Annotated in this window: 17 protein-coding genes; 6 read left to right on the top strand and 11 right to left on the bottom strand. The window is 70.6% G+C overall.

Annotated features, from left to right (window positions below):
• The first annotated feature begins 140 nt into the window (after positions 1 to 140).
• From CcI49_RS44110 to CcI49_RS09035, 3 genes are all read left to right on the top strand, one after another.
• A complete protein-coding gene (locus tag CcI49_RS44110; protein ID WP_083749388.1) occupies positions 141 to 1,700 on the top strand; it encodes a GGDEF domain-containing protein in 1,560 nt (519 codons plus the stop codon).
• A 473-nt stretch (positions 1,701 to 2,173) separates the two neighbouring features.
• Positions 2,174 to 5,380 carry a serine/threonine-protein kinase gene (locus CcI49_RS09030; protein ID WP_158230730.1) on the top strand — a complete coding sequence of 1,069 codons (3,207 nt, stop codon included), beginning with the start codon at positions 2,174 to 2,176 and terminating at the stop codon, positions 5,378 to 5,380.
• Positions 5,377 to 5,919 (top strand): SLATT domain-containing protein, encoded by a 543-nt coding sequence (locus CcI49_RS09035; protein WP_054570711.1) that lies wholly within the window; start codon positions 5,377 to 5,379, stop codon positions 5,917 to 5,919. The genes CcI49_RS09030 and CcI49_RS09035 overlap by 4 nt, the downstream gene beginning before the upstream one ends.
• 48 nt (positions 5,920 to 5,967) lie before the next feature.
• On the opposite strand, the gene CcI49_RS09040 is transcribed toward CcI49_RS09035, so the two are convergent.
• Positions 5,968 to 6,891, bottom strand: a complete 924-nt coding sequence (locus CcI49_RS09040; protein ID WP_076825651.1) for an alpha/beta hydrolase — start codon at positions 6,889 to 6,891, stop codon at positions 5,968 to 5,970.
• 211 nt (positions 6,892 to 7,102) lie between these two features.
• Between CcI49_RS09040 and CcI49_RS09045 the strand changes: the two genes are divergently transcribed.
• Entirely contained in the window at positions 7,103 to 7,978 is an 876-nt protein-coding gene (locus CcI49_RS09045; protein WP_076825654.1) for a helix-turn-helix domain-containing protein, read from the top strand.
• A 34-nt stretch (positions 7,979 to 8,012) separates the two neighbouring features.
• Here CcI49_RS09045 and CcI49_RS09050 read toward each other — a convergent pair whose 3' ends face one another.
• The 3 genes from CcI49_RS09050 to CcI49_RS09060 form a co-directional block, all read right to left on the bottom strand.
• Entirely contained in the window at positions 8,013 to 9,491 is a 1,479-nt protein-coding gene (locus CcI49_RS09050; RefSeq protein WP_076825656.1) for an ATP-binding protein, read from the bottom strand.
• Positions 9,492 to 9,621: 130 nt separating this feature from the next.
• Positions 9,622 to 10,485, bottom strand: coding sequence for a TIGR03620 family F420-dependent LLM class oxidoreductase (locus tag CcI49_RS09055; RefSeq protein WP_054570715.1), 864 nt, complete (start codon positions 10,483 to 10,485; stop codon positions 9,622 to 9,624).
• A gap of 257 nt (positions 10,486 to 10,742) precedes the next feature.
• The gene (locus CcI49_RS09060) at positions 10,743 to 11,147 is read right to left on the bottom strand and encodes an SSI family serine proteinase inhibitor (RefSeq protein ID WP_063793315.1); all 405 of its coding nucleotides are present in this window, start codon (positions 11,145 to 11,147) and stop codon (positions 10,743 to 10,745) included.
• A gap of 357 nt (positions 11,148 to 11,504) precedes the next feature.
• Between CcI49_RS09060 and CcI49_RS09065 the strand changes: the two genes are divergently transcribed.
• Positions 11,505 to 12,707 (top strand): esterase-like activity of phytase family protein, encoded by a 1,203-nt coding sequence (locus CcI49_RS09065; RefSeq protein WP_083749390.1) that lies wholly within the window; start codon positions 11,505 to 11,507, stop codon positions 12,705 to 12,707.
• A 97-nt stretch (positions 12,708 to 12,804) separates the two neighbouring features.
• Here the strand turns inward: CcI49_RS09065 and hrpB are convergent, their stop codons facing one another.
• Positions 12,805 to 15,525, bottom strand: coding sequence for an ATP-dependent helicase HrpB (hrpB, locus tag CcI49_RS09070; protein WP_076825659.1), 2,721 nt, complete (start codon positions 15,523 to 15,525; stop codon positions 12,805 to 12,807).
• Between the two features lie 165 nt (positions 15,526 to 15,690).
• On the opposite strand from hrpB, the gene CcI49_RS09075 reads away from it, so the two are divergent.
• Complete coding sequence (locus tag CcI49_RS09075; RefSeq protein ID WP_076825661.1) at positions 15,691 to 16,041, top strand: nuclear transport factor 2 family protein; 351 nt, start codon at positions 15,691 to 15,693, stop codon at positions 16,039 to 16,041.
• On the opposite strand, the gene CcI49_RS09080 is transcribed toward CcI49_RS09075, so the two are convergent.
• From CcI49_RS09080 to CcI49_RS09105, 6 genes are all read right to left on the bottom strand, one after another.
• A complete protein-coding gene (locus tag CcI49_RS09080) occupies positions 16,034 to 16,714 on the bottom strand; it encodes a TetR/AcrR family transcriptional regulator (RefSeq protein ID WP_241839972.1) in 681 nt (226 codons plus the stop codon). The genes CcI49_RS09075 and CcI49_RS09080 overlap by 8 nt on opposite strands.
• A gap of 227 nt (positions 16,715 to 16,941) precedes the next feature.
• Complete coding sequence (locus tag CcI49_RS09085) at positions 16,942 to 18,264, bottom strand: ABC transporter substrate-binding protein (RefSeq protein ID WP_083749392.1); 1,323 nt, start codon at positions 18,262 to 18,264, stop codon at positions 16,942 to 16,944.
• Between the two features lie 80 nt (positions 18,265 to 18,344).
• Positions 18,345 to 19,589 carry a branched-chain amino acid ABC transporter permease gene (locus CcI49_RS09090; protein ID WP_076825663.1) on the bottom strand — a complete coding sequence of 415 codons (1,245 nt, stop codon included), beginning with the start codon at positions 19,587 to 19,589 and terminating at the stop codon, positions 18,345 to 18,347.
• Positions 19,582 to 20,472, bottom strand: coding sequence for a branched-chain amino acid ABC transporter permease (locus CcI49_RS09095; protein ID WP_076825665.1), 891 nt, complete (start codon positions 20,470 to 20,472; stop codon positions 19,582 to 19,584). Before CcI49_RS09095 ends, CcI49_RS09090 begins: the two co-directional genes overlap by 8 nt.
• Complete coding sequence (locus tag CcI49_RS09100; protein WP_076825929.1) at positions 20,469 to 21,344, bottom strand: ABC transporter ATP-binding protein; 876 nt, start codon at positions 21,342 to 21,344, stop codon at positions 20,469 to 20,471. Before CcI49_RS09100 ends, CcI49_RS09095 begins: the two co-directional genes overlap by 4 nt.
• A complete protein-coding gene (locus CcI49_RS09105) occupies positions 21,341 to 22,159 on the bottom strand; it encodes an ABC transporter ATP-binding protein (RefSeq protein ID WP_076825667.1) in 819 nt (272 codons plus the stop codon). The genes CcI49_RS09100 and CcI49_RS09105 overlap by 4 nt, the downstream gene beginning before the upstream one ends.
• Positions 22,160 to 22,456 lie beyond the last annotated feature (297 nt).

The following is a 22,456-nucleotide window of genomic DNA, read 5'->3' on the forward strand; positions in this document are numbered from 1 at the left end:
ACACCGCGTCCTGCCACACCGTGGCGAGGCCGAGGAAAGGCACGGGGGAGAGGTACGGGGGGAGGCTGGGCACGGGAGCCATGGCACAGCGGCGGGCGGCCCGAACTCGGCGACCACGGCCGTGGCGGGTCGAGTGGCTGGTGGCCGTGTGTGTCGTGTTCCTGGCTGCGCTGGCAGTGATCGCCGTCGTGGGCCCCGAGGCGCGGGCAGCTCGTGCTGTCCACAGCGGCGCCGCGCTGGCCGCCGGTCTGGCTGCGGTGGCCGGGGGGTGGACATGGTGGCAGGCCAGGGATGACGGTCGTGCCCGTGCCTGGCGTCTCCTGCTCGGTCTGGCTGCTTTGACTGCTGTTCCCGGCATCGTGCAGATCGCCGTGGTCGCCGGGTCCAGTCCGCGGACGGCACTGGCGCCGCCGCCGCTGGCCGCCTATCTGACCACGTACGGACTCGCGCTCGCCAGCCTGTTGTCCGTACCGACGCGACCGGTGGCGGCCGACAGCGGCACGCCTCGAGACACCCGCGGTGGCGGCCGCCGATGGCTCACCGCGGTGCTGGACAGCGTGATCGTGGTCGGGGCCTTCGCGATCGGCGCCTGGTCGACCGTGCTGGAGCCGGCCCTGCGGGCCGGCACGCCGCACGTCGCGTCCCTGTCGCTCATCCTCGCCGTGAACCTGCTCGTCGCGGTGGCGGTGGTACTGCTGGCGACCTTTCGCCGCCCGATCGATGGCCCGCGCCCCGTCCTCCTGGGCGGCGGACTCTTCGCCCTCGCGATCTCGACCTGCGTCGGCCTGGCCTCCCAGCTCGGCGACCACGGGTCAACGACGCCCGCTCAGCTGCTCGGCTTCCCTTTCGGATGGACGCTGGTCCTCCTCGCCCTGGTAGTCCCGGCGGCGCACGTCCAGCCGCCTGTTCCCGGGCGGGCGAACTCCGTTCTGATGTGGGGCCACGCTGTCTTCCCTTATCTCCCGCTGGTGGCTGTGGGAGCCTTCCTGGCCGGTGAGGCGCTTGCAGGCACCAGGCTCGGCCAGGTGGAGATCGTCGCCGTCATCAGCCTGCTCGCGATCACCCTGGTCCGCCAGATGATCACCGTGGTTGACAACACCACGCTGCTCTCCGAGCTCCGCGAAAGCCAGCGCGACCTCCAGTACCTGGCGTTTCACGACCCACTGACCGGCCTCGCGAACCGCGCGCTGTTCCTCGACAGGGCCTCGTGGGCGCTCGAACGCCAGGCCCGCGGCGACTCCCCGGTGGGCCTGCTCTACTGCGACCTTGACGGTTTCAAGACCATCAACGACCGATACGGGCACGCTGCCGGCGACGCCCTTCTACGGCATGTCGCTGAACGGCTGTGCATCGCCACCCGGGCCTGCGACACCGTAGCCCGACTCGGCGGTGACGAGTTCGCGGTACTGCTCGATGGCGGCGGCGAAGACCTGGCCGGCCTGGCCGGCTTGGCCGACCGGGTCGCGGACGCCATCCACGCACCGCTCGCACTGGGCGACAGGTTCTACCGCCCGGAGGCAAGTTTCGGCCTCGTCCTCGCGGACAGCCCAGCCCTGAGTACCGGTTCCGCGCCACCCGCCTTACCGGGAACCCGCACCACCGAACGAGTCGACTCCCTCCTCGAGCAGGCCGACCACGCTATGTACGACGCAAAGCGGGACCATCGGCGCGGAATGGTCACCCACCGGCTGGTTGGCTGACGACGGCGTCGGCTATTGGGAGCTGCCGGGTTGTCTGCCGGCTCGTTTTCCTCCTCGGTGGGCCGTGCTGCTTTGGAGGCGGGTCACTTCCAACGTCACGGCGAAACGCCGGCCTACCCCGAACCACCAGCAGTTATCACGCAGGGTCATGCGTGGAGGTGAAGGGACAAGCTCCGCCCGTCATGCTGAGCATCCCGGGTAGAGTCGCTCTGCGCGGAGGCGCTGACTCCTCGATGTATGGTCCATTCCGTTTGCTTACGACGAGTTACCCGAAAACTCGGGGTCGCGGGGGCACGGGACCCGAAGGGGGCGGGGGTTGACAGGCACGGGCAGCGCGCCAGGTGGGAATCGGATCTGCGGCGAGGCGCATGGCGACCGGTGGTTGTGGCGGGAACTGTGCTCCGCTGGCCGGACCCGCGGTCGAATCGGACCTGGGCGGTAGCGGCCGAATGCTTGCTGTCTCGCAAGAAATGGTGAGTGCTGAGCGTGAGCGGATACAGGCGGCGCTGCCGGCCTATGAGGTGGGCGAGGCCTTAGGCCAGGGGGCGTACGGGCTGGTTTTCGCCGCGAGGCATCGCCTGCTGGGCCGCGATGTCGCGATCAAGCATCTGCTGCCTTTGCAGGGTGACCTGCCGGCCCGCCCCTCGGAGGCGCGGGTGCTCGCCAGCATGAACCACCCGCACATCGTGAAGATCCATGACTACGTCGAGGCCGTGGACGAAGGCGGGCAGCTGCGCCTGATTGTCATGGAGCTGCTGGAGAAGGAAACCCTTCATTCCCGCCTGAGGGGGCAGCGCAGCCGGGGGGAATTCGCCTGCGCTGTGGGCGTCGCCGTCGCCGAGGCGCTGGCGTACGCGCACGCGCACGATGTGATCCACCGTGATATCAAGCCGCACAACATCCTCTTCGACGAGCGTAACCAGGTAAAGGTCGCCGATTTCGGCATCGCGAAGATCATCCCCGCGTCGGGGGGCACCGTGCGGGGACTCACGGGTACTCCGATCTACATGGCGCCGGAGCAGATGTTCGGCGGCAGACTCGGGCCCTACACCGACGTCTACGCGCTCGGCGTCGTCATGCGCGAGATGCTCACGGGAGCGCCGCCCTCTGCGACCATGCCGCCACCTGRCCAGCAGCAACCTGACCCCGACCCCGACGCGGCGCTGACGCAACCTGCCGGGGCCGCCGGATCCGTGCCGGACGTAGTCAGGCGTGCGCTTGCTCAGGACCCGGCTGCGCGTCCCTCCGCGGTCGAGTTCGCGCGAGACCTCGCTGCCGCCGCCGCGCACACCTACGGTCCGGATTGGATCTCCAGTTCCGGTGTCCGACTGCATCTTGATCCCGAGGTTCGGCGGAGAGTGCGAGCGGTGCCGCGCCCTCCGACCTCCGGGTGGCGACCGAGGCCGCTCGCGGCGATGGCCGCCCTGCTCGTGGCGGTGTTGGTCGTCGTGGTCGGGCTCAGCTCCTGGCTGGTGACAGCGCGGTCGGACGCGCGGAAGGAACGCGCAGGCAGGCAGGCGGCGGTGGTGGGCGGACTGTTGGCCCACGCCGACCGCCTGGTGGACTCCGACCCGGAGCTGGCCATCCGGCTCGCACTGGCCGCGAACAGTGTCGTGGACAATGACGAAACGCGGGCCGCCCTGCAGAGAACGTTGACCAGTACCGGGTATCGGGGCTACATCGAGCACGAGGGCGTACTGCGCGCCGTGGCGTTCTCCCCGAAAAGCGAGCGGATCGCCTTCGCTGGCGACAACGGGGAGGTCATCGTCGAGGGCCTGCCGCGGGGCCGGTCCGGCGGAGATCCGATAACACTCTCACACGGAGCCCGGGTCAACGCGATCGCCTTCGCGGACAGCAGGACCCTGGTGACCGCCGGCGAGGACGGACGGGTTCTTCTCTGGAACGTCGAAAGCGCCGGCGGCAAGCCAACCGAGCTTCTCGGCCATGACAGGAATCCGGTCAGGGCGATCGCTTTCGCGGAAGACAGGCGGACCCTCGCGACCGCCGATGCCGCCGGGCGGGTGCTCCTTCGGGACATCCTGCGCCCTGACAGTCGGCCGACCGAGCTTCCCGGCCATCGAGGGTCGGTCAACGCGGTCGCCTTCGGAAAGAACCTGACCCTCGCCACCGGCGGCGAGGACGGGGTGCTCCTCTGGGACCTCTCCCTCCCTGACAGTCAGCCGACCATCCTTCCCGGCCATGAAAAACCGGTGAGCGCCGTCGCGTTCTCGGCAGGCGGCGACAGCCTCGCGACGGCGGACCGCGGTGGCACCACCAGGGTCTGGAAAATCGCCGGCAGCGGTCAGTCCGGCGCACCCGTCGTGCTGCCGCCGCGCAACACCGAGTACTCGGGCCCGATCACCGGCCTCGCCTATGCGCCTGACGGTCGGCTGATCACCGTCAATGAGGGAGACTGGGTTGACGTGCGGGACGCCGCCAACCCGAACTGGATCCTTTCCTCGTTCACATACGACCAYGGTGCCCCGGCGCTCGCCGCCGCCGTCGCCCTGGATGGGAAGACACTGGCTGTTGCCGGCGAGCACGGCGGTGTCCTGCTGTGGAGCCTGGCTCCGGACGGCCAGCCGCACATCCTCGGCGGGCTCATTCCGGGCCTGTATGCGGCCGACATGACCTTCGCTCCCGACGGCACCACTCTGTTCGCCGCCGTGCAGAACACCATCAGGGTTCTGAACGTCGCGGATCCGACCAGCCCGCAGAACATCGGCGAAACCATTCCGCTGAACGGTTTCGGGACGGCGCTGGAGACGACGGTCGCCGGTTGTGGCGCGGGTGCCACCTTCACCTGCCGGCTGGCCGTATCCAGTGACACCGGACGCTTCGCGATCTTCGATATCACCGACCGTGGGAACTCCGAGCTTTTCGTGGATCAGCCTGCTCACCCGGGTAAAGCCATACATGACATGCAGTTCAGCGACGACGGGAAGCTCCTCGTCACCGGCGCCCAGGACGGTCAGGTGGCGCTCTGGAACGTGACCAACCCGCGTCAGCCGGTCCAGGTCGGCGGCATCCCCACCGCCCACAAGGGGGCAGTGCGCGACGTGGAGTTCGGTCGCGCTGGCCAAGGTCTTCTCGCCACCGCCGGTGACGACAACGCGGTCAGGCTCTGGGACGTCAACGACCCGGCGAAGCCACAGGAACTGTCCGAACTGCGCAGCCCCCCGCTGGGGCCGGTCAACGACATCACCTTCAGCATGGACGGGAAGACACTGTTCGCCGGCGGCGACGACGGAAATGTCTGGATCTGGAATATCGAGAGTGGCGGTAAAAATGCCACACTCATGGGCCGCCTCGACCGGGAAACCCGCAGTCCGGTCTACGACCTGACATTTCTCGGCGAGGACATCCTCATCGTCGCGGGTGAGGGTCAGGCGGTCAGCTTCTGGGATGTCCGGGACCGGCACCGACCGCGCCAGCTTGGGCCGGGCGTCGCTGGCCATTTCGGCGCTGTCGTCGACACGAACGTGGCCCGTGACAAGCCTCTGATGGCGACCGCGGGCGCAGACGGGACCATTCGTCTCTGGGGCACCGAGTCGCTGCGGACGGCGGTGCCGGACGACGTCGCGGCCACGGCCTGCAGCTGGGTCGGCAGTGGACCCGGCAGGGACGACTGGGCGCTGTATATCCCCAACCTGCCCTACCGGGAGACCTGCAGGTCATGAACCTGGAACGCAATCCCCCGAATGACCAGTCCGGTCGGGCTGAGCCTGCTGAGGCTGATGACGGGCCACTGCGGGCCCAGCTCGAGAACCTCCGCCGGGACGCGGCCGAGCGGGTCCAGGCCTGGAGCAGACTTGCGGACCGCCGCCGCAGGCTCCACTACGGCGTTGGCGTCCCCGCCGCGATTCTGGCGTCCCTGGCCGGGGCCGCCACCCTCGCCGAGCTGTATCCGGTGCTCGCCGGCTTCGGCGCTCTCATCTCCGGAGTCCTCGCAACCATCCAGACATTCCTGCAGCCCGACGTGGGCGCCGTTCGGGCTCGAGAGCAGGCCATCGGCTGGCGTGAGATCCGAGAGGATGTATCGGTACTGCTGGAGGTCGACTTTTCGCTCCTGAGCAGCACTGATCGCCGGGATCAGTTCGAACAGCTGCGGGAACGCGCTCAGCTGCTTGCGCGGACCACGGCCGCGAGCCCGGCCGGGACCAGCCCCCCGACGCCTGAGCGCGGTGGCCGGCCGCTTCGTCGGCTTCCTCGGCCGTAGGGGCCATTGGTCATCGCCGCGGGTTCGTCGGTTGTGCGGCGAGGTCGGTCATTTGTTCAGGCTGGCGGTGAAGTAGTCGGTGAGCCTGCCGACGGCGAGGTCGATGTACTCGCGCCTGTCGTAGAGGTCGACGTGGCTGGCACCCCTGATCCAGTGGATCTCCGCGGGGCCGGTGGCCCGCCGGTGGGCTTCCAGGCCCATCCAGGCGGTGACGGCGTGCTCACCGAGGATCTGCAGGATAGGGCGGGGGCCGATCAGCGGGACGGCGTGGAAGACGTCGCTGGACGCCATCCTGTCGATGCTCTCCCAGGCGAGGAACTTCGCCGAGCGCTCGTGGTGGCCACGGGGGCCGCAGTAGTACTCCCAGCCTTCGACGCCGTGCTGGCCGCCGAGAGCGCCGGCCTGTTCGGCGGTCTCGGGGAACATGGTCATCGCACCGGGGTCCTCGCCGCGGGCGGCGGCCGTGCGGGCCTGGGCGGCGGCGTCCAGCAGGGACTGGAAGACGGCCGGGTCCTGGGTGCCGTCGGCGCCGTAGCGGAACTGGCGCGCGGGTTCGGCGGTGCACACGGTCGCCACGGCCCTGACCCGGTGGTCGCCACCGGTGGCGGCGAGCGAGTATCCGCCGGAGGCGCACACGCCCAGCAGGCCGATCCGGTCGGCGTCGACCTCGGGCCGGGTCGTGAGGTAGGAGACGGCGGCCTTGAAGTCCTCGACTCGCTGGGCGGGGTCCTCCAGACCACGCGGCAGACCACCGGACTCACCCTGGTAGGCGGCGTCGAAGGCCAGGGCCACAAAACCCCGCTCGGCCATCAGCCGCGCGTAGGTACCGGACGTCTGCTCCTTCACCCCGGTACCGGGGTGACCGACCACCAGCGCCGGGAGCGGGGCGCCGTCAGCCGGGCGGTCTGGAACGTAGAGGTGCGCGGCGATCTCGATGCCGGCACTGTCGAACGTGACGCTGGTCCTGGCCATGAGGACGGCTCTCCCTTGTCGATCAGTCGCTGGGTGCCCGCCGTCTGGTGCGTCCGGTGAGGGTTCGTCCCGGCTGAGCGCACCCTGTCGGGCGGTGTCCTCACCATCGACCTCGGCCCGCAGGTGGCAAAGAGGAAGGTCTCTGCCTGGGAAGGAACCTGGCCCCTCACACCGGTGCCGTTCCCGCGGCGGAAACCGCAGACTGGAGACCATGAGCTCGGCATCGGCCTCCCACCTCGGCGCCTTCCTGAAGGCCCGCCGGGCTCAGCTGGATCCGCGGGAATGCGGCCTGCCCGGGACGGACTCCACCCGCCGGGTCGCGGGGCTGCGCCGCGAGGAGGTGGCTCAGCTCGCCGCGATCAGCGTTGACTACTACACCCGGCTCGAACAGGGGCGCGTCCGGGCCTCCGCCTCCGTGCTCGCCACCCTCGTCCGCGCCCTGCGCCTCGACGGCGACCAGGAGAGCTATCTGTACGAGCTCGCGGGCAGGAGCGACGCCCTGCCGCCTCGGCGCCGGCCGGCCCAGCGGGTACGGCCTGCCATGCGCCGCCTGCTGGACCAGCTCACCCAGACGCCCGCGCTGGTCCTCGGCAGACGCCTGGACGTCCTCGACTGGAATCCGGCAGCAGCCGCTCTCTATCTCGACTTCTCGGCGCTCTCACCGGCTCGCCGCAACTATGTGAACCTGCTGTTCACCAACCCGGTGATCCGCGAGATGCACCACGACTGGAAACACGACGCCCGTGAGGCGGTCGCCGCGCTGCGCACGGAGGCCGCCGCGGATCCCGACGACCCGGAGCTCGCCCGCCTCGTCGGGGAACTGTCCGTCCAGGACCTCGATTTCCGCACCTGGTGGGCCGAGCACCGCGTCAGTAACGCCAGCTACGGGACGAAGCGTTACCGGCACCGCCTCGTGGGTGACCTCACCCTCGACTGCGACACCTGGGCCAGCCCCGACGGCTCCGGACAACGCCTGATGGTCCTCACCGCCGAAGCCGGCAGCCCGTCCCACGACGCCCTGCGCATTCTCACCTCATGGAACGCGGAGCAGTCCGGCCCCGAACGAGCAGAGGACCTGAGGCGATGAGCAAGCGGATGGGCAAGCCGATGGGTACATTCCGCTAGTCGAAGATGTCGGCGGCAGTGACGGTGAGACATTCCGGCGGTGCGTCGCGGATCTCCACGCGAGCGCACAGAGCGAGGCGCACCGTGGCGGAGCCGTCGATCCCGTTGCTGCCAGGGCTGGCGGCCGGGTCGGCCGGGTCCGCAGTCCAGTCGCCTGGCGGGCGACCCGAGGCCGCTGGAACGTCTGTCACGGATGGAGCGGCTGCTGTGACGGCACGAGCCTTCTCCGAAAGTCGGCCGGCGATCCGCCGGCCGTCAACAGAGCGAGCCCACTTCGCCTCGCCGAAGAGGACCGGGTGTCGGTCTCTGCCCGCGAGCACGACCGCATCGATCTCGTTCTGCCCGCCAGTGTTCCAGTAGGGCCCGACCGCGACGATGTCACTGCCCAGTGCGCCGGTGACCGCGAGTCGGCGTAGGTGTTCGCGAAACGCTTCCTCCCACGGTTTGCCGAGATGATCGTCCAGGCTCTCGATCAGTACGGGCAGGATCGCTTTTCCCAGTCCACGCTCGATCTCCGCGCGGTATCGAGAAAGCAGCCCGAGGTAGAAGGCCAGGAAGTTGTCGGCGATTCGGTAGACCCGACGCCGGCTGCGCGCTGTTTCGGTGACCGGCATCTGTCGTTCGACCAGCCGCAGCTCGACGAGCCGATCCAGAGTGCGGGCCGGTTCGGCGCGAATGTGGTCTTTGATCTCGTTGTACTGGGTGCGGCCCTCAGCTATCGCGTGGAGTACGGCCGCCGGGTATTCACCGTGCTCCACCTCGGTGGCGAGGACCAGCTGCCCCTCGGTGAGCAGTGGCGCCCCGGGCCGGCAGGCGAGCCGTAGCAGGTTGTCGGCGAGGTCGGCGTTCTGGTCCCACCACGACAGATACAGCGGAACCCCGCCGACCAGCCCGTACACGAGCGCACGGTCGGACGGTGTCAGCCCGGGCAGCATGAGCGCGGCCTCGTGCGGACGGAACGGATGCAGTGACAGTGACAGGTCGAACCTGCCGTACAGGGGCGCCCGCTGCTCCTGCAGCGCGGTCATGTGCCGCACGGCCGACCCACACAGCAGCAGCCGTAGCCTGGTCCGCCCGGCTGTCCGGTCGAGGAAGGCCCGCAGGACGCCGGGCAGTTCGGGTGAGGTGGCGACCATCTCGGGGAACTCGTCCAGGATGACGAGGAGCGGCTCCTGCTCAGCCGCCGCGGCTAGGTCGTCGAGCGCGTCGTCCCAGTCGAGGTAGGGCCGAGCGGCGAGATCACGGATTCGCCCCGGCAGCGCGATGGCCGCCTGACGGGACAACTGCGCCAGTTCCCCGGCGGCCGCCCGGCCGGCTCCGGTATGGGACACCGACCGACGGTCCTGGGCGAAGCGCTGCAACAGCGCGGTTTTGCCGACCCGTCGCCGCCCCCACACCACCGCCGGTCGAGGGTCCGTCGATCGCCACCACGCCTCAAGGGCGGCGAGTTCGTCGGTGCGATGCACAAAGGCCATCGCCGCCCCGCCTCTCCCACCTACTCGCACCGCCTGTAACTCACCTGTCCTGTAAGTTACAGGCGCCGTGAGTAAATAGTGGCCGGTGGCCCGTGGTCCGCGACGTCGGTGAGCTCAGGGAGCAGGCGCCTCAGGCTGCTCCCAGGCCCTCGGCGACCCGGTCGAGGACCCGGGCGGCCGGCGGCGGCGGCACGAGCTGGAGGACGACGTGATCGGCGCCGGCGGCGCGCTGGTCGTCGAGGCGTGCGCGCAGCGCGGCCGGCTCGTCGGGGACGGCGAGGGCGTCGACAAGGGCGTCGCTGGCCGTCGCGAAATCGGCGTCAGTGAAGCCGTACCGCGCGAGGTTCGCCCGGTAGTTGGGCATCCCGAGGCACAGCCCGAGGTAGCGGCGCAGCTCGTCGGTCGTCTCGGTGGCGCCGAGCGCGACCATCTGCGAGGGCGCGATCCACGGGCCGGCGCCGACGGCGGCGCGCGCGGCGGCGGTGTGGGCGACGGGGCAGAAGTAGGTGTGCAGACCATCGGTGGCGGCCCCGGCGAGCTCGATCATCTTCGGGCCGAGCGCGCCGAGGAACCGTGGCGGCAGAGGATTCCGGTGCCCAGCGGCCGTGTCCATCGCCGCGAGGTAGTCGCGCAGGGCGGTCAGGGGCTTGGCGTAGGTGGAGCCGCGAGCTTCGGCGAGATGACGATGGCTGGTGCCGAGACCGAGCGCGAACCGCCCCGGGAACGCCTCGTGCAGCGTCGCCGCCGCACCGACCATCGCGCGCGGGTCCCGGGCGTGGATCGTCGCCACTCCGAGCGCGACGGTGAGCCGTTCGGTGGCCTGCAGGTAGAGCGCGGCGCGGACGAACGGGTCCAGGCTGCTGTATTCCTGCAGCCAGATCGTCGTGATGCCGGCCTTTTCCAGGTCGCGCACGGCGGCGATTGCCTCGGCGGCCGGCAGCTGGTCGAGGAAGCCCGCCCACAGGCCGATTCCGGTCGGCAGAGTGCCGGTCATACGACGTCTCCTTACTCAGCAAGGCGCCGCGTAACCGCACGGGAGCCTCGGCCGGATGCCGTCGTCGGACGGTACATCGTCGAGCCCGCGAGTTCCTCCGATGCCGTGCTGACCCCCGGGCGAAGCCTCGGGTGAGGCCTGGGGAGACGTCCGGGTGCGGGTGACAGCCGCCGGGAATGCGGCTGCTGGTCGCGCATCGTGGGCGGTGGCGACCCTGGCCACTTTTCCCGGGGTCACCACGGCCACGAGAACCGTCGTCAGAAGACCGGATGGGTCTCCACGTACAGCAGGCAGCTGTTCCCGAAGGTCTTCGTCCAGTGGACGGCCCTGCCTCCCCAACGGCCGTCGGCCGTGGCCGTCACCGGGGCGTAGATGGCCGGGCAGAGCACCGCGGGGTCCACGGGGAGCTGGTTGAAGTCGCCGCCCGCCGCGGCGATGGCCGCGCACGCCCCCGCCGGGTCCGGATGGGTTGCCAGGGGGCTCGGCGGACAGGTCAGCAGAACAGGTTCGCCCAGATAGGGGATGGTTCCTTCGGAGACGGTGAGGATGAACGCGCCCCGCGGGACGCCGGGTGACGCCTGCGCCGCGGCCGGCGCGAAGCCGACGGCCGCGGTCGCGATCGCCAGGGCGACGACCACTTTCCGGAAAATGGATCTCGACATTGCCACAAGAACCTCCAGTGCTGATTTTCTTCACCGCAAGATAACGGGTCCGGTCACGTGGCCGAAGGATGGCGAGTACGTGAACAGTGAAGAAAGCTGGGCGGCGAGGGGATGGCTCGGGTCGAATACGAATGAAGCGCCACACAAGCTAGAGGCCCACTGTAATGGGGTCAAGTGGCGTATGTGCGCGGTGCTGGCGATGGATCCGGCCGTCTTTCATCGCCGCAGCTCAACGGGTCGGGGCAAAATTCGTTTACGCACCTGACCGGTGGCGGACACCGAGAAGCTCCGCTGCCGTTCGCCGGGCTCGACAGTGTGGAACTGAAACGGAGGAGAATCCGAACCGGAGGAGCATTCATGACCCGTCTCCCGACCCGCTGGGTGATCCGAACCGCGGGACCAGCCGGAACCCGGCCCCGGACCCACCCCCGACCGCGGTGGGTCCGCGCTGGGCTGGCCGCCGCAGCGCTGGCGGGCCTCACCGTCGCGACCGTGGGCACCGCCGCGAGCGCGGCGTCGTCGACGGCGGCCGACGGACGTCCCGTGCCCGGTTTCGGCGGGCCGGAAGCTGAATGCCCTCCGCGCGGCACCGCGATCGGTTTCAGCGACGCCCTGAACAAGGTCGTCGTCGACGGTGAGACGGTCGGCGGCCTCTCCGGGCTCGCCTACGACGCACGCAGGCACGCGTACGCGGCGGTCGTGGATCGCTCCGGCACCCGGCCCGCGCGGATCTGGTTCCTCTCCGAGACCGCCCGGCCGACGGTGGTGGGCAGCATCGTGCTGCGGACGTCCACCGGCGTCGGCTACGACGGCGGCAACTTCGACGGCGAAGGCCTCGCGGTCCTGCCCGACGGGCGGTATGTCGTCAGCTCGGAGACGGAGCCCTCGATCAGGATCTTCGACCGGACCGGGACCGAGCAGAGTGCCCTGCCGGTACCGGGTCGTTTCCGGGTGGCGCCCGCGGGTGAGGCGACCGACAACGCCACGCTCGAAGGCCTCTCCATCTCCCCGTCGGGGCGTTTCATCTACGCGGCGATGGAAGGCACCCTGGCCGGCGACGTCTCCGCGGCCGGTGAGGCCCAGACCCGGCGGATCCTCGTCTACCGGCGTACCGCCACCGGCTCGTACGAGCTGAGCCGGCAGCTGGGCTACCGGGCCGAACCCGGGCAGCGGATCTCCGAGATCGCCGCCTACGGCGAGGACGGGCTGCTCGTCCTGGAGGCCTCGTTCACCGCCGGGGTGGGTAACCGCAACGCCCTGTGGGCGGTACCGGACACCGGACGTACCGCGGATGTCACCGCGGTACCCAACCTCTCGGCGCTCCCAGCACGTGCCCTCGCCGGCAAGCAGCTCGTCGCGGACCTCACCGCCTGCCCGACGCTGGGTGCGACCAACCCCGGAACCCAGATCAACCCGCTGATGGACAACTACGAGGCTCTCGCGATCGATCCCCGAGGGCGCTTCGGACGCGGGCTGACGACCGTCAGCGTGCTCAGCGACGACAACTTCGGTGCCACCCAGGTGACCCGCCTGCTCCGGGTCGCGGTGCGGCTGCCCTGATCGACGTCCACTCCGAAGGCCGGTGGCGCCTCGGCGGTGGCGCCTCGGCGGTGGCGGCTCGGTGGCGGCGCTGAGGCGGGCGCCGCCACCGACCCTGTCAGCGGCTGCGGCTGCGGGGGGCGACGCGGCGGGTCGGTGGGGCTGTGGTCGGGTCGTCCGGCCAGGGGTGTCGGGGGTAGCGGCCGCGCAGCTCCGCGCGGACCTGCGGGTAGCCGGTGCGCCAGAACGACGCCAGGTCGCTCGTCACCGCCACCGGGCGCCCCGCCGGCGACAGCAGGTGAAGCACCAGCGGTGCGCGGCCGTCAGCGACGACGGGAACCCGTTCCCACCCGAACACCTCGGCGATCTTCACGGCCAGCACGGGGCCGGCCGCGCCGCTGCTGCCGCTGTAGTCGAGACGCACCCGGGAGCCGCTCGGCACCGTCACCCGTTCGGGTGCCAGTTCGTCCAGCCGGCCGGCCTGTGGCCAGGGCAGCAGCCGGCGCAGCGCGTGGCCGGCGTCGATACGCCCGAGGTCGGCGCGGCGTCGCACGCCGTCGAGGTCCGGCCCGAGCCAGTCGGGGGCGCAGTCCAGCAGCGCGGCGTCGGTGACGTCGGGCCAGGGGGCGCCGAGCAGCCGGTGGCAGAACGCGAGCCGGTCGCGCAGGGCGAGCGCGTCGGTGCTCCATCGCAGCACCGGCAGGCCCGCGGCCCGCAGCCCGTCGAGCACCGCGGCCCGCAGCAGGTACGGATCGGGCCTGCCCACCGGGCGTTCGGCGAGGATGATCGCGCCGAGGCGCTCGAGCTGGCGGGCGACGATGTCGCCGCCGGACCAGGCGACCTCGTCCTCGGTGCGCAGCAGCGCCGCGCCCGCCTCCCGCGCGGTCGCCGCGTCGAGGGCGACGGCCAGGCGCACTCGGGCGGACGTCCGGCCTGGCCCGCGGTCGGCGACCGCGATGGCGAGCCAGCCCGCCCCGGTCAACGCCGAGCCCGCGGCGAGCTCGGCACCGGTCCCGCCGGCCATCAGGTAGTTCGTGCTGCCGGCGTCGCGGGCCCGCGCGAGCCGTTCGGGGAAGGCGAGGCCGACCACGAGCCCCGCCGCGAGATCGTCGGTGATCCCACCCGCATCCCGCCCCGCGGGCCCGGCAAGCTCACCGGGTCCAACGGGTTTCCCGGGTCTATCGGGCTCCCCGGTGCCGGTGGGTGGGGATTGCGCGGCTGAGCGCAGCCGGCGGGTCTCCTCCCGCCAGCGGGCGGACGCGGCCCGGTCCGTGTCGCCCCGCAGGCGGCGCCACGCGGCGACGAGGTCGTCGGACGGGCCGCCGACCGATCCGCCGACCGATCCGCCGACCGGGCCGTCCCCGGAGAGCATCGCGACGACCTCCGCCGCGCGGCGGGCGCCGACGGACCGGGTGCCGTCGAGCAGCGCCCGCGCGAGCCGCGGATGGGTCCCGACCTGGGAGATCGAACGTCCTCGCGGGGTGACCCGGCCGGTCTCGTCGACGGCTCCGAGGGCCCGCAACGTCGCCCCGGCAGCTTCCATCGCGCCGGCCGGCGGCTCGCTGAGCAGGGGCAGGCCCGCCCCACCGGGATTGCCCCAGACCGCCAGTTCCAGCGCGAAGGCGGTGAGGTCGGCGACGGCGATCTCCGGTTCCGGCTGGGCGGGCAGCCGGTCATGTTCCGCGGCGGACCAGCAGCGGTACACCCGGCCCGGGGCCTCCCGCCCGGCCCGGCCCGCGCGCTGCCCGGCGGACGACCGGGACACCCGCACGGTGACCAGCGAGCCCAGCCCGCGGGCATGGTCCATCCGCGGGGAGCGGGCCAGGCCGGCGTCGACGACGACCCGCACACCGGGCACCGTGAGGCTGCTCTCCGCGACCGCGGTGGCCAGGACGACCCGGCGACGCGGGCCGGCGCGCAGCACCGCGTCCTGCGCGCCGCCGGTCTGCCGGCCGTGCAGGGTGAGGACGTCGACGGCGTCCCGGTGTCCGGCCTCCCGTCGCCCGGTGAGCCGCCCGGCGACGGCGGCGATCTCACCGGCCCCTGGCAGGAAGACGAGCACATCCCCGGATGTCTCCCGCAGCGCGCGCCCGACCGTCGCGGCGACGTGGTCGAGCAGCCTCGGGTCGACCCGCAGCCCGTGCGCCGGCGTGATCACACCTGGTGGGGGTGCCCAGACGACCTCGACGTCGTGCATCGAGGCGTCGGTCCCGATGACCGGCGCGGGCTGGTCGGGCGTGCCGAGCATCGCGGCCAGCCGCCGGGTGTCGGCGGTAGCGGAAGCGGCGACCAGGCGCAGGTCGGGACGCAGCACGGCCCGGACGTCGAGCAGGAGCGCGAGCGCCAGGTCGGCGTCGAGGTGGCGCTCGTGGCACTCGTCGAGGACGACCGCGTCGGTCCCGGGCAGTTCGGGGTCGCGTTGCAGCCGCCGGACCAGGACGCCGGTCGTGACCACCTCGACCCTGGTCGACGGCCCGGCCCGGCGCTCCCCGCGGATCGTGTAACCGACCGCGCCCCCCACCTCGCCACCGCCCCCCGCGCCACCGCCCACCTCGCGGCCACGTATCTCGCCACCGCCGGTGAGGCTGGCCATCCGCCGGGCCGCGGCGCGGACGGCGATTCGCCGCGGCTCGACGACCAGCACGCGGCCGGGGACGTGGTCGGCGAGCGCGAGGGGGACGAGCGTCGTCTTGCCGGTGCCTGGCGGCGCCACCAGCACCGCGGCCCCACCGGCGTGGCCCGGCCCGCGCTGGTCGCGGGCGGTCAGCGCGCCGAGGAGCGCCGGCAGGGCGGCCCGGATGGGAAGGTTCGCCCCGGCGACCGTGGCGTCGGGCAGCATTCACGGAGCCTAGTAGCTGCCATTCCAGGTGTTTTCGACCTTGCGAACCGGGGACATCCCCGGTTATCGTCGAGGCGGAAACGGGGATATCCCCGGATCGCTTTGCTCTGGAGGTCGCTCATGGCTTCGTCAGTGGTAACGCCTGCCGTCGGGATCGTTGAGCGGATGGCGGACGCAGTGCTCCGAGGAGACTTCGACGGTGCGTTGGCGCTGATCGCGCCCGATGCCGTCGACCATTCCGCACTGCCCGGGGCGCCCACCGGCCACGAGGGCTGGCGGCAGAAGTGGGCGGCCCTGGGCGCCCAGGCCGCGCAGGTCCGGACGACCGTCGAGCAGCGGGTGACGACCGGCGAYACGGTGGCCACCCGGTACGCCCTGCGCGACGCTGCGACGGGCGAGCCGGTCGGGTTCGCCCTCGACATGCTGCGGGTCCAGGGCGGCCAGATCGTCGAGCACTGGGGCCTGCCGCTGCCGCTGCCGCTGCCCCTGCCGGCCGCGGCGGGTTCGACTAACTGAGCGCCTGAGCTCCCCGCGGCCCGATGCCCTGGTAGAGCAGACGCAGCAGGCGGTCGGCGTGCTGGGCGCCGGTGGACTCGGTGGTGAGGGCGATCGCGTTGACCAGCGCCAGCAGGTCGGCCACCTCGAGGTCGTCGCGGACAGTGCCGGCCCGCTGGGCGGCGGCGAGCAGGGCCGCCGCGGTTTCGCCGATCGCCCCCTGGCAGGCAGCGATCACCGCGGAGTCCTCGCTACGCCCGGTCATCAGCGCCTCCGCGAGGCCTTTCCTGGACGTCACGTGCTCGATGAAGGCGTGCAGCCAGCCGAGCAGCGCCGGGCCCGGGGCCTGATCGACGGCAAGCTGCTCGCCCTGCGCGCACAGCGCCTCGACCTCTTCGACGCACACGCCGACGAGCAGGTCGCGGCGGGTCGGGAAGTGGCGGTAGAGCGTCGCGTTGCCCACCCCGGCCGTCCGGGCGATCTTGTCCAGTGAGGCCTGCGGGCCGTCGGCCCCGAAGACCGCCGCCGCGGCGGCGAGCAGGGCCTCGTAGTTGCGCCGGGCGTCCGCCCGATGAGGTGGCCGCAGCAGCGCGCCCAGCCCAGGGCGGTGGATCTCCGCCGGTACCGCTCCGATCGGACTCCCCGGACCGCTGCCGTGAGGGTGGTCCATGTCCTCACCGGTGGCCACTGTCACCGCCCCAGCCTTGCACCGTCCCAGCCTTGCACCTGCAGGGCCTGACCACCCGGGTTCCTGCGGGGCCAGACCACCCGGGTTTTAGAGCGGATGGCTCGTCGGCGGGCTGGAACCGGTGGGGCCTCGATGTCCTCCTGCGCGCGAACCGGAGGAGGGGCCGGCATGGTCCGCAGCCGACGTCGGCTGCGGACCACGACTCGCTCGTCGGCTGGCCTGAACCGGCGCGATCAGCCGCGGCTGTACTGGCGCGCGGTTGGTCCCTCGTACAGCGATCTGACCGTTGTCAGGCCGCCGCCGGTGTCCGCGGCCCGGAGGATGAAGTTCTGCCGGCTCGGGCTGACGCCGGGCCTGCTGTAGTCGATCTTGCCGAGGAGTCCGCCGGTGTCGATGTCAGTAAGGCTCTGCTTGGCGTGGACGACTCCCTCGCGGGTGAGATCGCCGGCCTGGCAGGCCTTCTCCAGGATCTCCGACATCACGTGCGCGGAGGCGAATCCGGAGAGCATCGTGACGCTGGGCGCGGAACCGGGGAACTTCTTCTGGTAGTCGGCGAGAGGTTCCTGGGTGACATCCTCGTCATAGGCTGGATAGGGGCTGATGTTGTAGTAGTTGGYGATGAGGGCATCCCGGGCGGGTGTCTTGAGCAGCCCGGGAGAGAAGGTCGGGTTGTTGCCGACCAGCGGGACGTTCAGTCCCTGCGTCGCGGCGACCGTGGCCGCCGAGGCGGTCTGGCCCGGGGAGCTTGCCAGGAGAATGGTCTTTACCCCCGCCGCCTTCAGTGCGGTGATCTGGGCGGTCATGTCCTGATCGCCTGGGGTCACCTTCTGCTCGACGACGCTCATGTCGTGCTGCTTGGCGAAGAAGGAGGCACCCGCGAGCGTGGTCGCTCCCCAGTCGCCCTCCAGGTAGATCACACCGATCGCGTCCCCGGGAGCGATTTTCTTTTCCTCGAGGAGATAGTCGAGGCCGTTGATGACCTCGACGTCGTAGGTCGGGCCCAGAACGGCCATGTCCGGGTTGTCGGTGAGGCTTGCCGCCCAGGTGAGCGGAACGGTGACGATGGAGTCCTGCTCGATCCGGTCGGACAGCGCCGCGGTCATCGCCGAGCCGAGCAGCTGCTGGATGCCCAGGACGTCGCCGCGCAGGCCCGAATACAACGAGGTGGCGTTCTGGACGTTGTACCCGTGGTCCTTGATCTCAAGCTTCACCTGGTAGGTGCCGCACACGCCGCCTTCGGCGTTGCGCGCGTCCCAGAAGATCTGCTGACCCGAGGTCAGCTCCTTTCCGAGAGCGGCGAAGACGCCGGTGGCGTCGGTCAGCACCCCGAGGGTGATCGTGTCACCCTCGATGCCGGCCCCGACCCGTTCGGAACCGCTGCTGGAATCCGGCGTGGAGTCCTGGCTCTTGCTGCTGCAGGCCGCCAGCACAAGCGTCGCGGCGGTGACGCATATCCCCGCGCCCCGCAGGTGACGTCGCCGCGGGCCCGGCGTCAGCCGTCCCCCTGACTGCCGCGCGACCGGTAAATCGATGGGTGCGTGCCCGGTTTCGGTCATGGAAGTTTCTGCCTCTCGGTGTGGATGACGGGTCCAGCTATCGCAAGGAATTCGGGTCGGGATGGGCCTGGGCTGAAATCTCAGGATTCGGGCGCGCTGTCATGCGCTGTCGCGAGTACCGTCGAGGCCTTCGCGGAGGCATTTGTTCTCGCCTGATCAGGCTGGGTCGGTTCAGGCTGATCAGCTGGTGGGCCGCCGCGCCACAGCCGTCGGGTGGGGATGGCATGTGCACGGACTTTCAGGTGTGACTGCGCGCGCCGGGCCAGGCCGGCGGCCCCGCTCGGTTCCAGCAGCACTATGAGCACCACCGCGGCGCCGTAGAGATAACGCGCCGCGTCGGCATAGCTCACCCCGCCGCTACCTGGCGCGGAAAGGAAGGGAAGGGAGTCGCTGTACTGCTGGAGAACGAGCGGGAGCGCGGTCACGAGAACGGCGCCGGCGGCGGCTCCACCGACGGATCCGAGCCCGCCCAGGACTATCATCATCAGATACTGGACGGAGATCTCGATGGTGAAGGACTCGGGTGCCACACTGCCGACGGAAAGCGCGTAGAGAACGCCCGAGAGACCCGCGTACATCGAGGACAGCAGAAATGCGCGTGACCGGTAGGCGGCGACGTCCACCCCGTTGACCGCGGCTGCGAGCTGATTGTCCCGTACCGCCTCGAGCGCGACTCCGCTGCGGCCGCGGATGATGTTTCCCGCGAAGACCATGGCCAGGATGGCGAGCAGCAGACCGAGATACCAGAGCCGCTCGGCCTGGCCGAAGGGGACGCCGAGCAGGACGAGATCCGGATCGGAGTCGCTGAAGGAGAAACCGGGCAGTGCGAAGTCCTCGACGGGCCGGCCGTTGAAACCGCCGGTGAGCGGTGTGGCGGTGTTGAGGATGTGCTGGCCGGCGACGACGAGACCCAGCGAGGCGACGGCGAGGTAAAGTCCGCGGACGCGGGCCGCCACCGGGCTGAACAGCAGCCCCGCCAGCCCCGAGACGACCACCGCCGCGATCATCGCGAGCATCGGGTGAAGGCCCAGCCCGATGACGCGATCCGAGCCCTTTCCGGTGGATTCCCCCGCGAGCAGTGAGTAGGAGATGGCGCCGACCGCGAGGAAGAACGCGTGTCCCAGGGAGAGCTGTCCGGTTGTTCCGCAGAGCAGGTTCAGCCCGACCGCGCCGATGACCGCCGCGAAGACCGCGAATCCGGTGCGCAGCCAGAACTCGTCGGCGTAGAAGGGGATCACGGCCGCGACGACGGCCAGGGCCGCAAGCAGTGACCGCCTGACATTCCCGGCGCTGGTGACGGGGCGCATGATGATCGCCCTAGACACGGTTCAGCTCCTTTGTTCCCGCGAGTCCGGTCGGCCGTACCAACAGGACGACGATCATGACGAAGTAGGGGACGACCTCTCCGATCCCGCGTCCCAGGAACAGCAGGTCATCCTGGTATCCCGCCGCCAGTGACTCGGATACGCCGATCAGCAGCCCGGCGACGAGCGCGCCGCCGGGCGAGTCCAGGCCGCCCAGGACGGCGACGGGGAAGGCGGCGAACGCCACCCACCGAATGCCCGGTTCGAGCCCTGGGGTCGGGCTGCCGGTGAGGAAGATTCCGGCGACGGCGGCCAGTGCTCCGCCGAGCAGCCAGGAGGCCAGCGCCACCCGCCCCAGCCTGATGCCCATGAGCTGGGCTGCCTCCGGATCCTCGGCGGCGGCCCGCATGGCGACTCCCCAGGAGGTGAGCCGGAACGCGGTGAACAGGCCGGCGATCACCACGGCGGCCACGGCGAAGGCGATGAGCCGGTTCGCGGAGATGCTCACCTCGGCGGCCTCGACGACGTCCGCGCCCCAGGGATGGCCGAGGCCGAGAATGTCGGAGCCGATCCGGCGGGTGAGGTCGGTCGCGATCAGGATGTCGACGCCGAGGAGCATGATGGTGAGGCTGATCGTCGGCGCGTTGCGCAGCCGGCGGACGAGAACTCGCTCGATCAGGGCGGACATTCCGGCCGCGGCGGCGATACCGAGGGCCACGGCGGCGGTGAAGCCCAGGGCCTCGTGCGTCCGGGCGATGACATACGCACCGAGGAGAACAACCGCGCCATGCGCGAAGTTCAGCACCTCACTGCACCGGAAGATGATGACGAACCCGAGGGCGAGAAGGGCGTAGACCGCGCCCACCGCGAGACCGTTGGACAGCAGCGAGAGAAAGGTCGTCAAGGCTGTTCCCTCCGGGGAAGGTCGGTGGCCGTGGGCGCGGCTTCGGAGATCCCGTCCGACGAGCCCAGGTAGGCGCGGATGACCTCGGGGTCGCGCTGGATCTCGGCRGGGGTCCCGCTAGCGATGACCGTGCCGAAGTCGAGCACCGTCACCCGGTCGGCGATCGCCATGACCATGGCCATGTCGTGCTCGACGAGCAGGATCGTGATCCCCAGTCCCGCCCTGATCGAGCGCAGCTGTTCGGCCATCAGGGCTGATTCGGTGGCATTCATTCCCGCCACCGGCTCGTCCAGCAGGAGAACGCGCGGCTCGGTGGCCAGGGCGCGGCCGACCTCGACCCGTTTGCGATCGCCGTAGGAAAGACCACTGACCTCGGCGTCGAAAAGGTCGCCGAGCTCCAGGAAATCTGCGATCTCCCTGACGCGGGCGCCGTGGAGCCGCTGTTCCCGGACAGCGGAGGGGAGCCGTAGGCCGGTCCGGACGAATCCGGCGCTCATCAGGTGGTGGCGGCCCAGCATAATGCTTCGCTCAACGGTCGCATACGGCGGGAGAACGATGTTCTGAAATGCCCGGCCGAGGCCGAGGCGAGTGATCTGGTGGGGTCGCAGCGAGGTGAGCTCGTCATCGCCGAGCCAGACCTCTCCCGCGGTGGTCCGGTACAGGCCTGAAATGACGTTGAACAGCGTCGACTTACCAGCCCCGTTCGGTCCGATGATCGCATGGATATGGCCGGGCTCGACGGACAGTGATACGTTCGAGAGCGCTTTGAGGGCACCGAAGGTGACGGACACGCCCTGGACGCGCAGCCATGGCGGCGCGTCGTCGGTCGTGGCCGTGAGCGTCCCTGCTGCCGTGGCGTTGGTACCGGTCATGACCGCCACCTCGTGAGAGTCCTGGCCTCGGATGGCCGAGCCCCGTGGCCGGCGCCGGTGGGTCTGGACTCGGCCACGGGGGTCGCCGGTGCCCCGTGGCCGAGGTAGAGCTGCCGTACCTGTTCGGATGCGGCAAGCTCGGCGGCGCTGCCGGCGAGGCTGACCTGGCCGACGTCGAGGACCACCGCGGTGTCCGCGAGCGCGAGGGCCATGGTGGCGTTCTGCTCGACCAGGACGACGCAGACGCCGTGGCGGTGGATCTCCGCCACGATCTCGCCCACCCGCTGGATCATCAGCGGCGCGAGCCCCAGCGACGGCTCGTCGAGCAGCAGCAGGCGCGGATCCGACATCAGCGCCCGACCGATCGCGAGCATCTGCTGCTCGCCGCCGGACAGCAGCGCGGCCCGCTGCCGCGAACGGGTGACCAGGATCGGGAAGAGCTCTTCGACCCGGCCTCGGGCGCGGGCCGCGGCAGCGCGGCTGCGGGCCCCGGCGGCACCGGCGCGCAGATTGTCGTCGACGGTCAGGTGGCCGAACACCCGGCGGCCTTCGGGCACCTGAACCACCCCGGCCCGCACGATGGACGCCGCGTCCCGTCGGTGGATGGCTGTGCCGTCGACGGTGATGGTGCCGGTGTCCCGCTGGCCGCCGTGGCGATCGAGGGTTCCCGAGACCGCGCGTAACAGTGTGCTTTTTCCCGCGCCGTTACTTCCCAACACCGTGAGAACGCCGCGTTCGGGGACCCGCAGCGAGACATCCCGCAGTGCCTGGACGGCGCCGCCATAAGTTACTGAAAGGCCGGCGACTTCCAACACGTGAAACCTCTTCGGAGTATTGACGGACGGTGTCTTGAAGGTAGGGAAACCGGAGGGCGGCGAGGTTTTCGGCATGCCTCGGGCAATGGTGGATTCAGGGTGCGGGGGATGGGCTGCAGGATTTGTCGTTCTCGCCGGGGAGGTGGACGGCCGTCATCTCGCTGTCCAGTCGAGGTGATGGCCGAGCCTTTTCTCCGCCGACTCGGGCCGGCGGGATCCCTGGCCGTGCATCGTGAGGCGGAAAAGGCTCGCCAGACGTCCTCGGTCCGTACAAATTGCGCGGCTATGGAAAGGTGA

This window comes from Frankia sp. CcI49 (assembly GCF_001983215.1).
Classification (GTDB): Bacteria; Actinomycetota; Actinomycetes; order Frankiales; family Frankiaceae; genus Parafrankia; species Parafrankia irregularis.

What these genes read in the sequence shown, in the direction of transcription:
- CcI49_RS09045 (WP_076825654.1), top strand. Translation starts at nt 7,103, where the DNA reads ATGAGCTCGGCATCGGCCTCCCACCTCGGCGCCTTCCTGAAGGCCCGC.
- hrpB (WP_076825659.1), bottom strand. Translation starts at nt 15,525, where the DNA reads ATGCTGCCCGACGCCACGGTCGCCGGGGCGAACCTTCCCATCCGGGCC.
- CcI49_RS09040 (WP_076825651.1), bottom strand. Translation starts at nt 6,891, where the DNA reads ATGGCCAGGACCAGCGTCACGTTCGACAGTGCCGGCATCGAGATCGCC.
- CcI49_RS09065 (WP_083749390.1), top strand. Translation starts at nt 11,505, where the DNA reads ATGACCCGTCTCCCGACCCGCTGGGTGATCCGAACCGCGGGACCAGCC.
- CcI49_RS09035 (WP_054570711.1), top strand. Translation starts at nt 5,377, where the DNA reads ATGAACCTGGAACGCAATCCCCCGAATGACCAGTCCGGTCGGGCTGAG.
- CcI49_RS09055 (WP_054570715.1), bottom strand. Translation starts at nt 10,485, where the DNA reads ATGACCGGCACTCTGCCGACCGGAATCGGCCTGTGGGCGGGCTTCCTC.
- CcI49_RS09050 (WP_076825656.1), bottom strand. Translation starts at nt 9,491, where the DNA reads ATGGCCTTTGTGCATCGCACCGACGAACTCGCCGCCCTTGAGGCGTGG.
- CcI49_RS09060 (WP_063793315.1), bottom strand. Translation starts at nt 11,147, where the DNA reads ATGTCGAGATCCATTTTCCGGAAAGTGGTCGTCGCCCTGGCGATCGCG.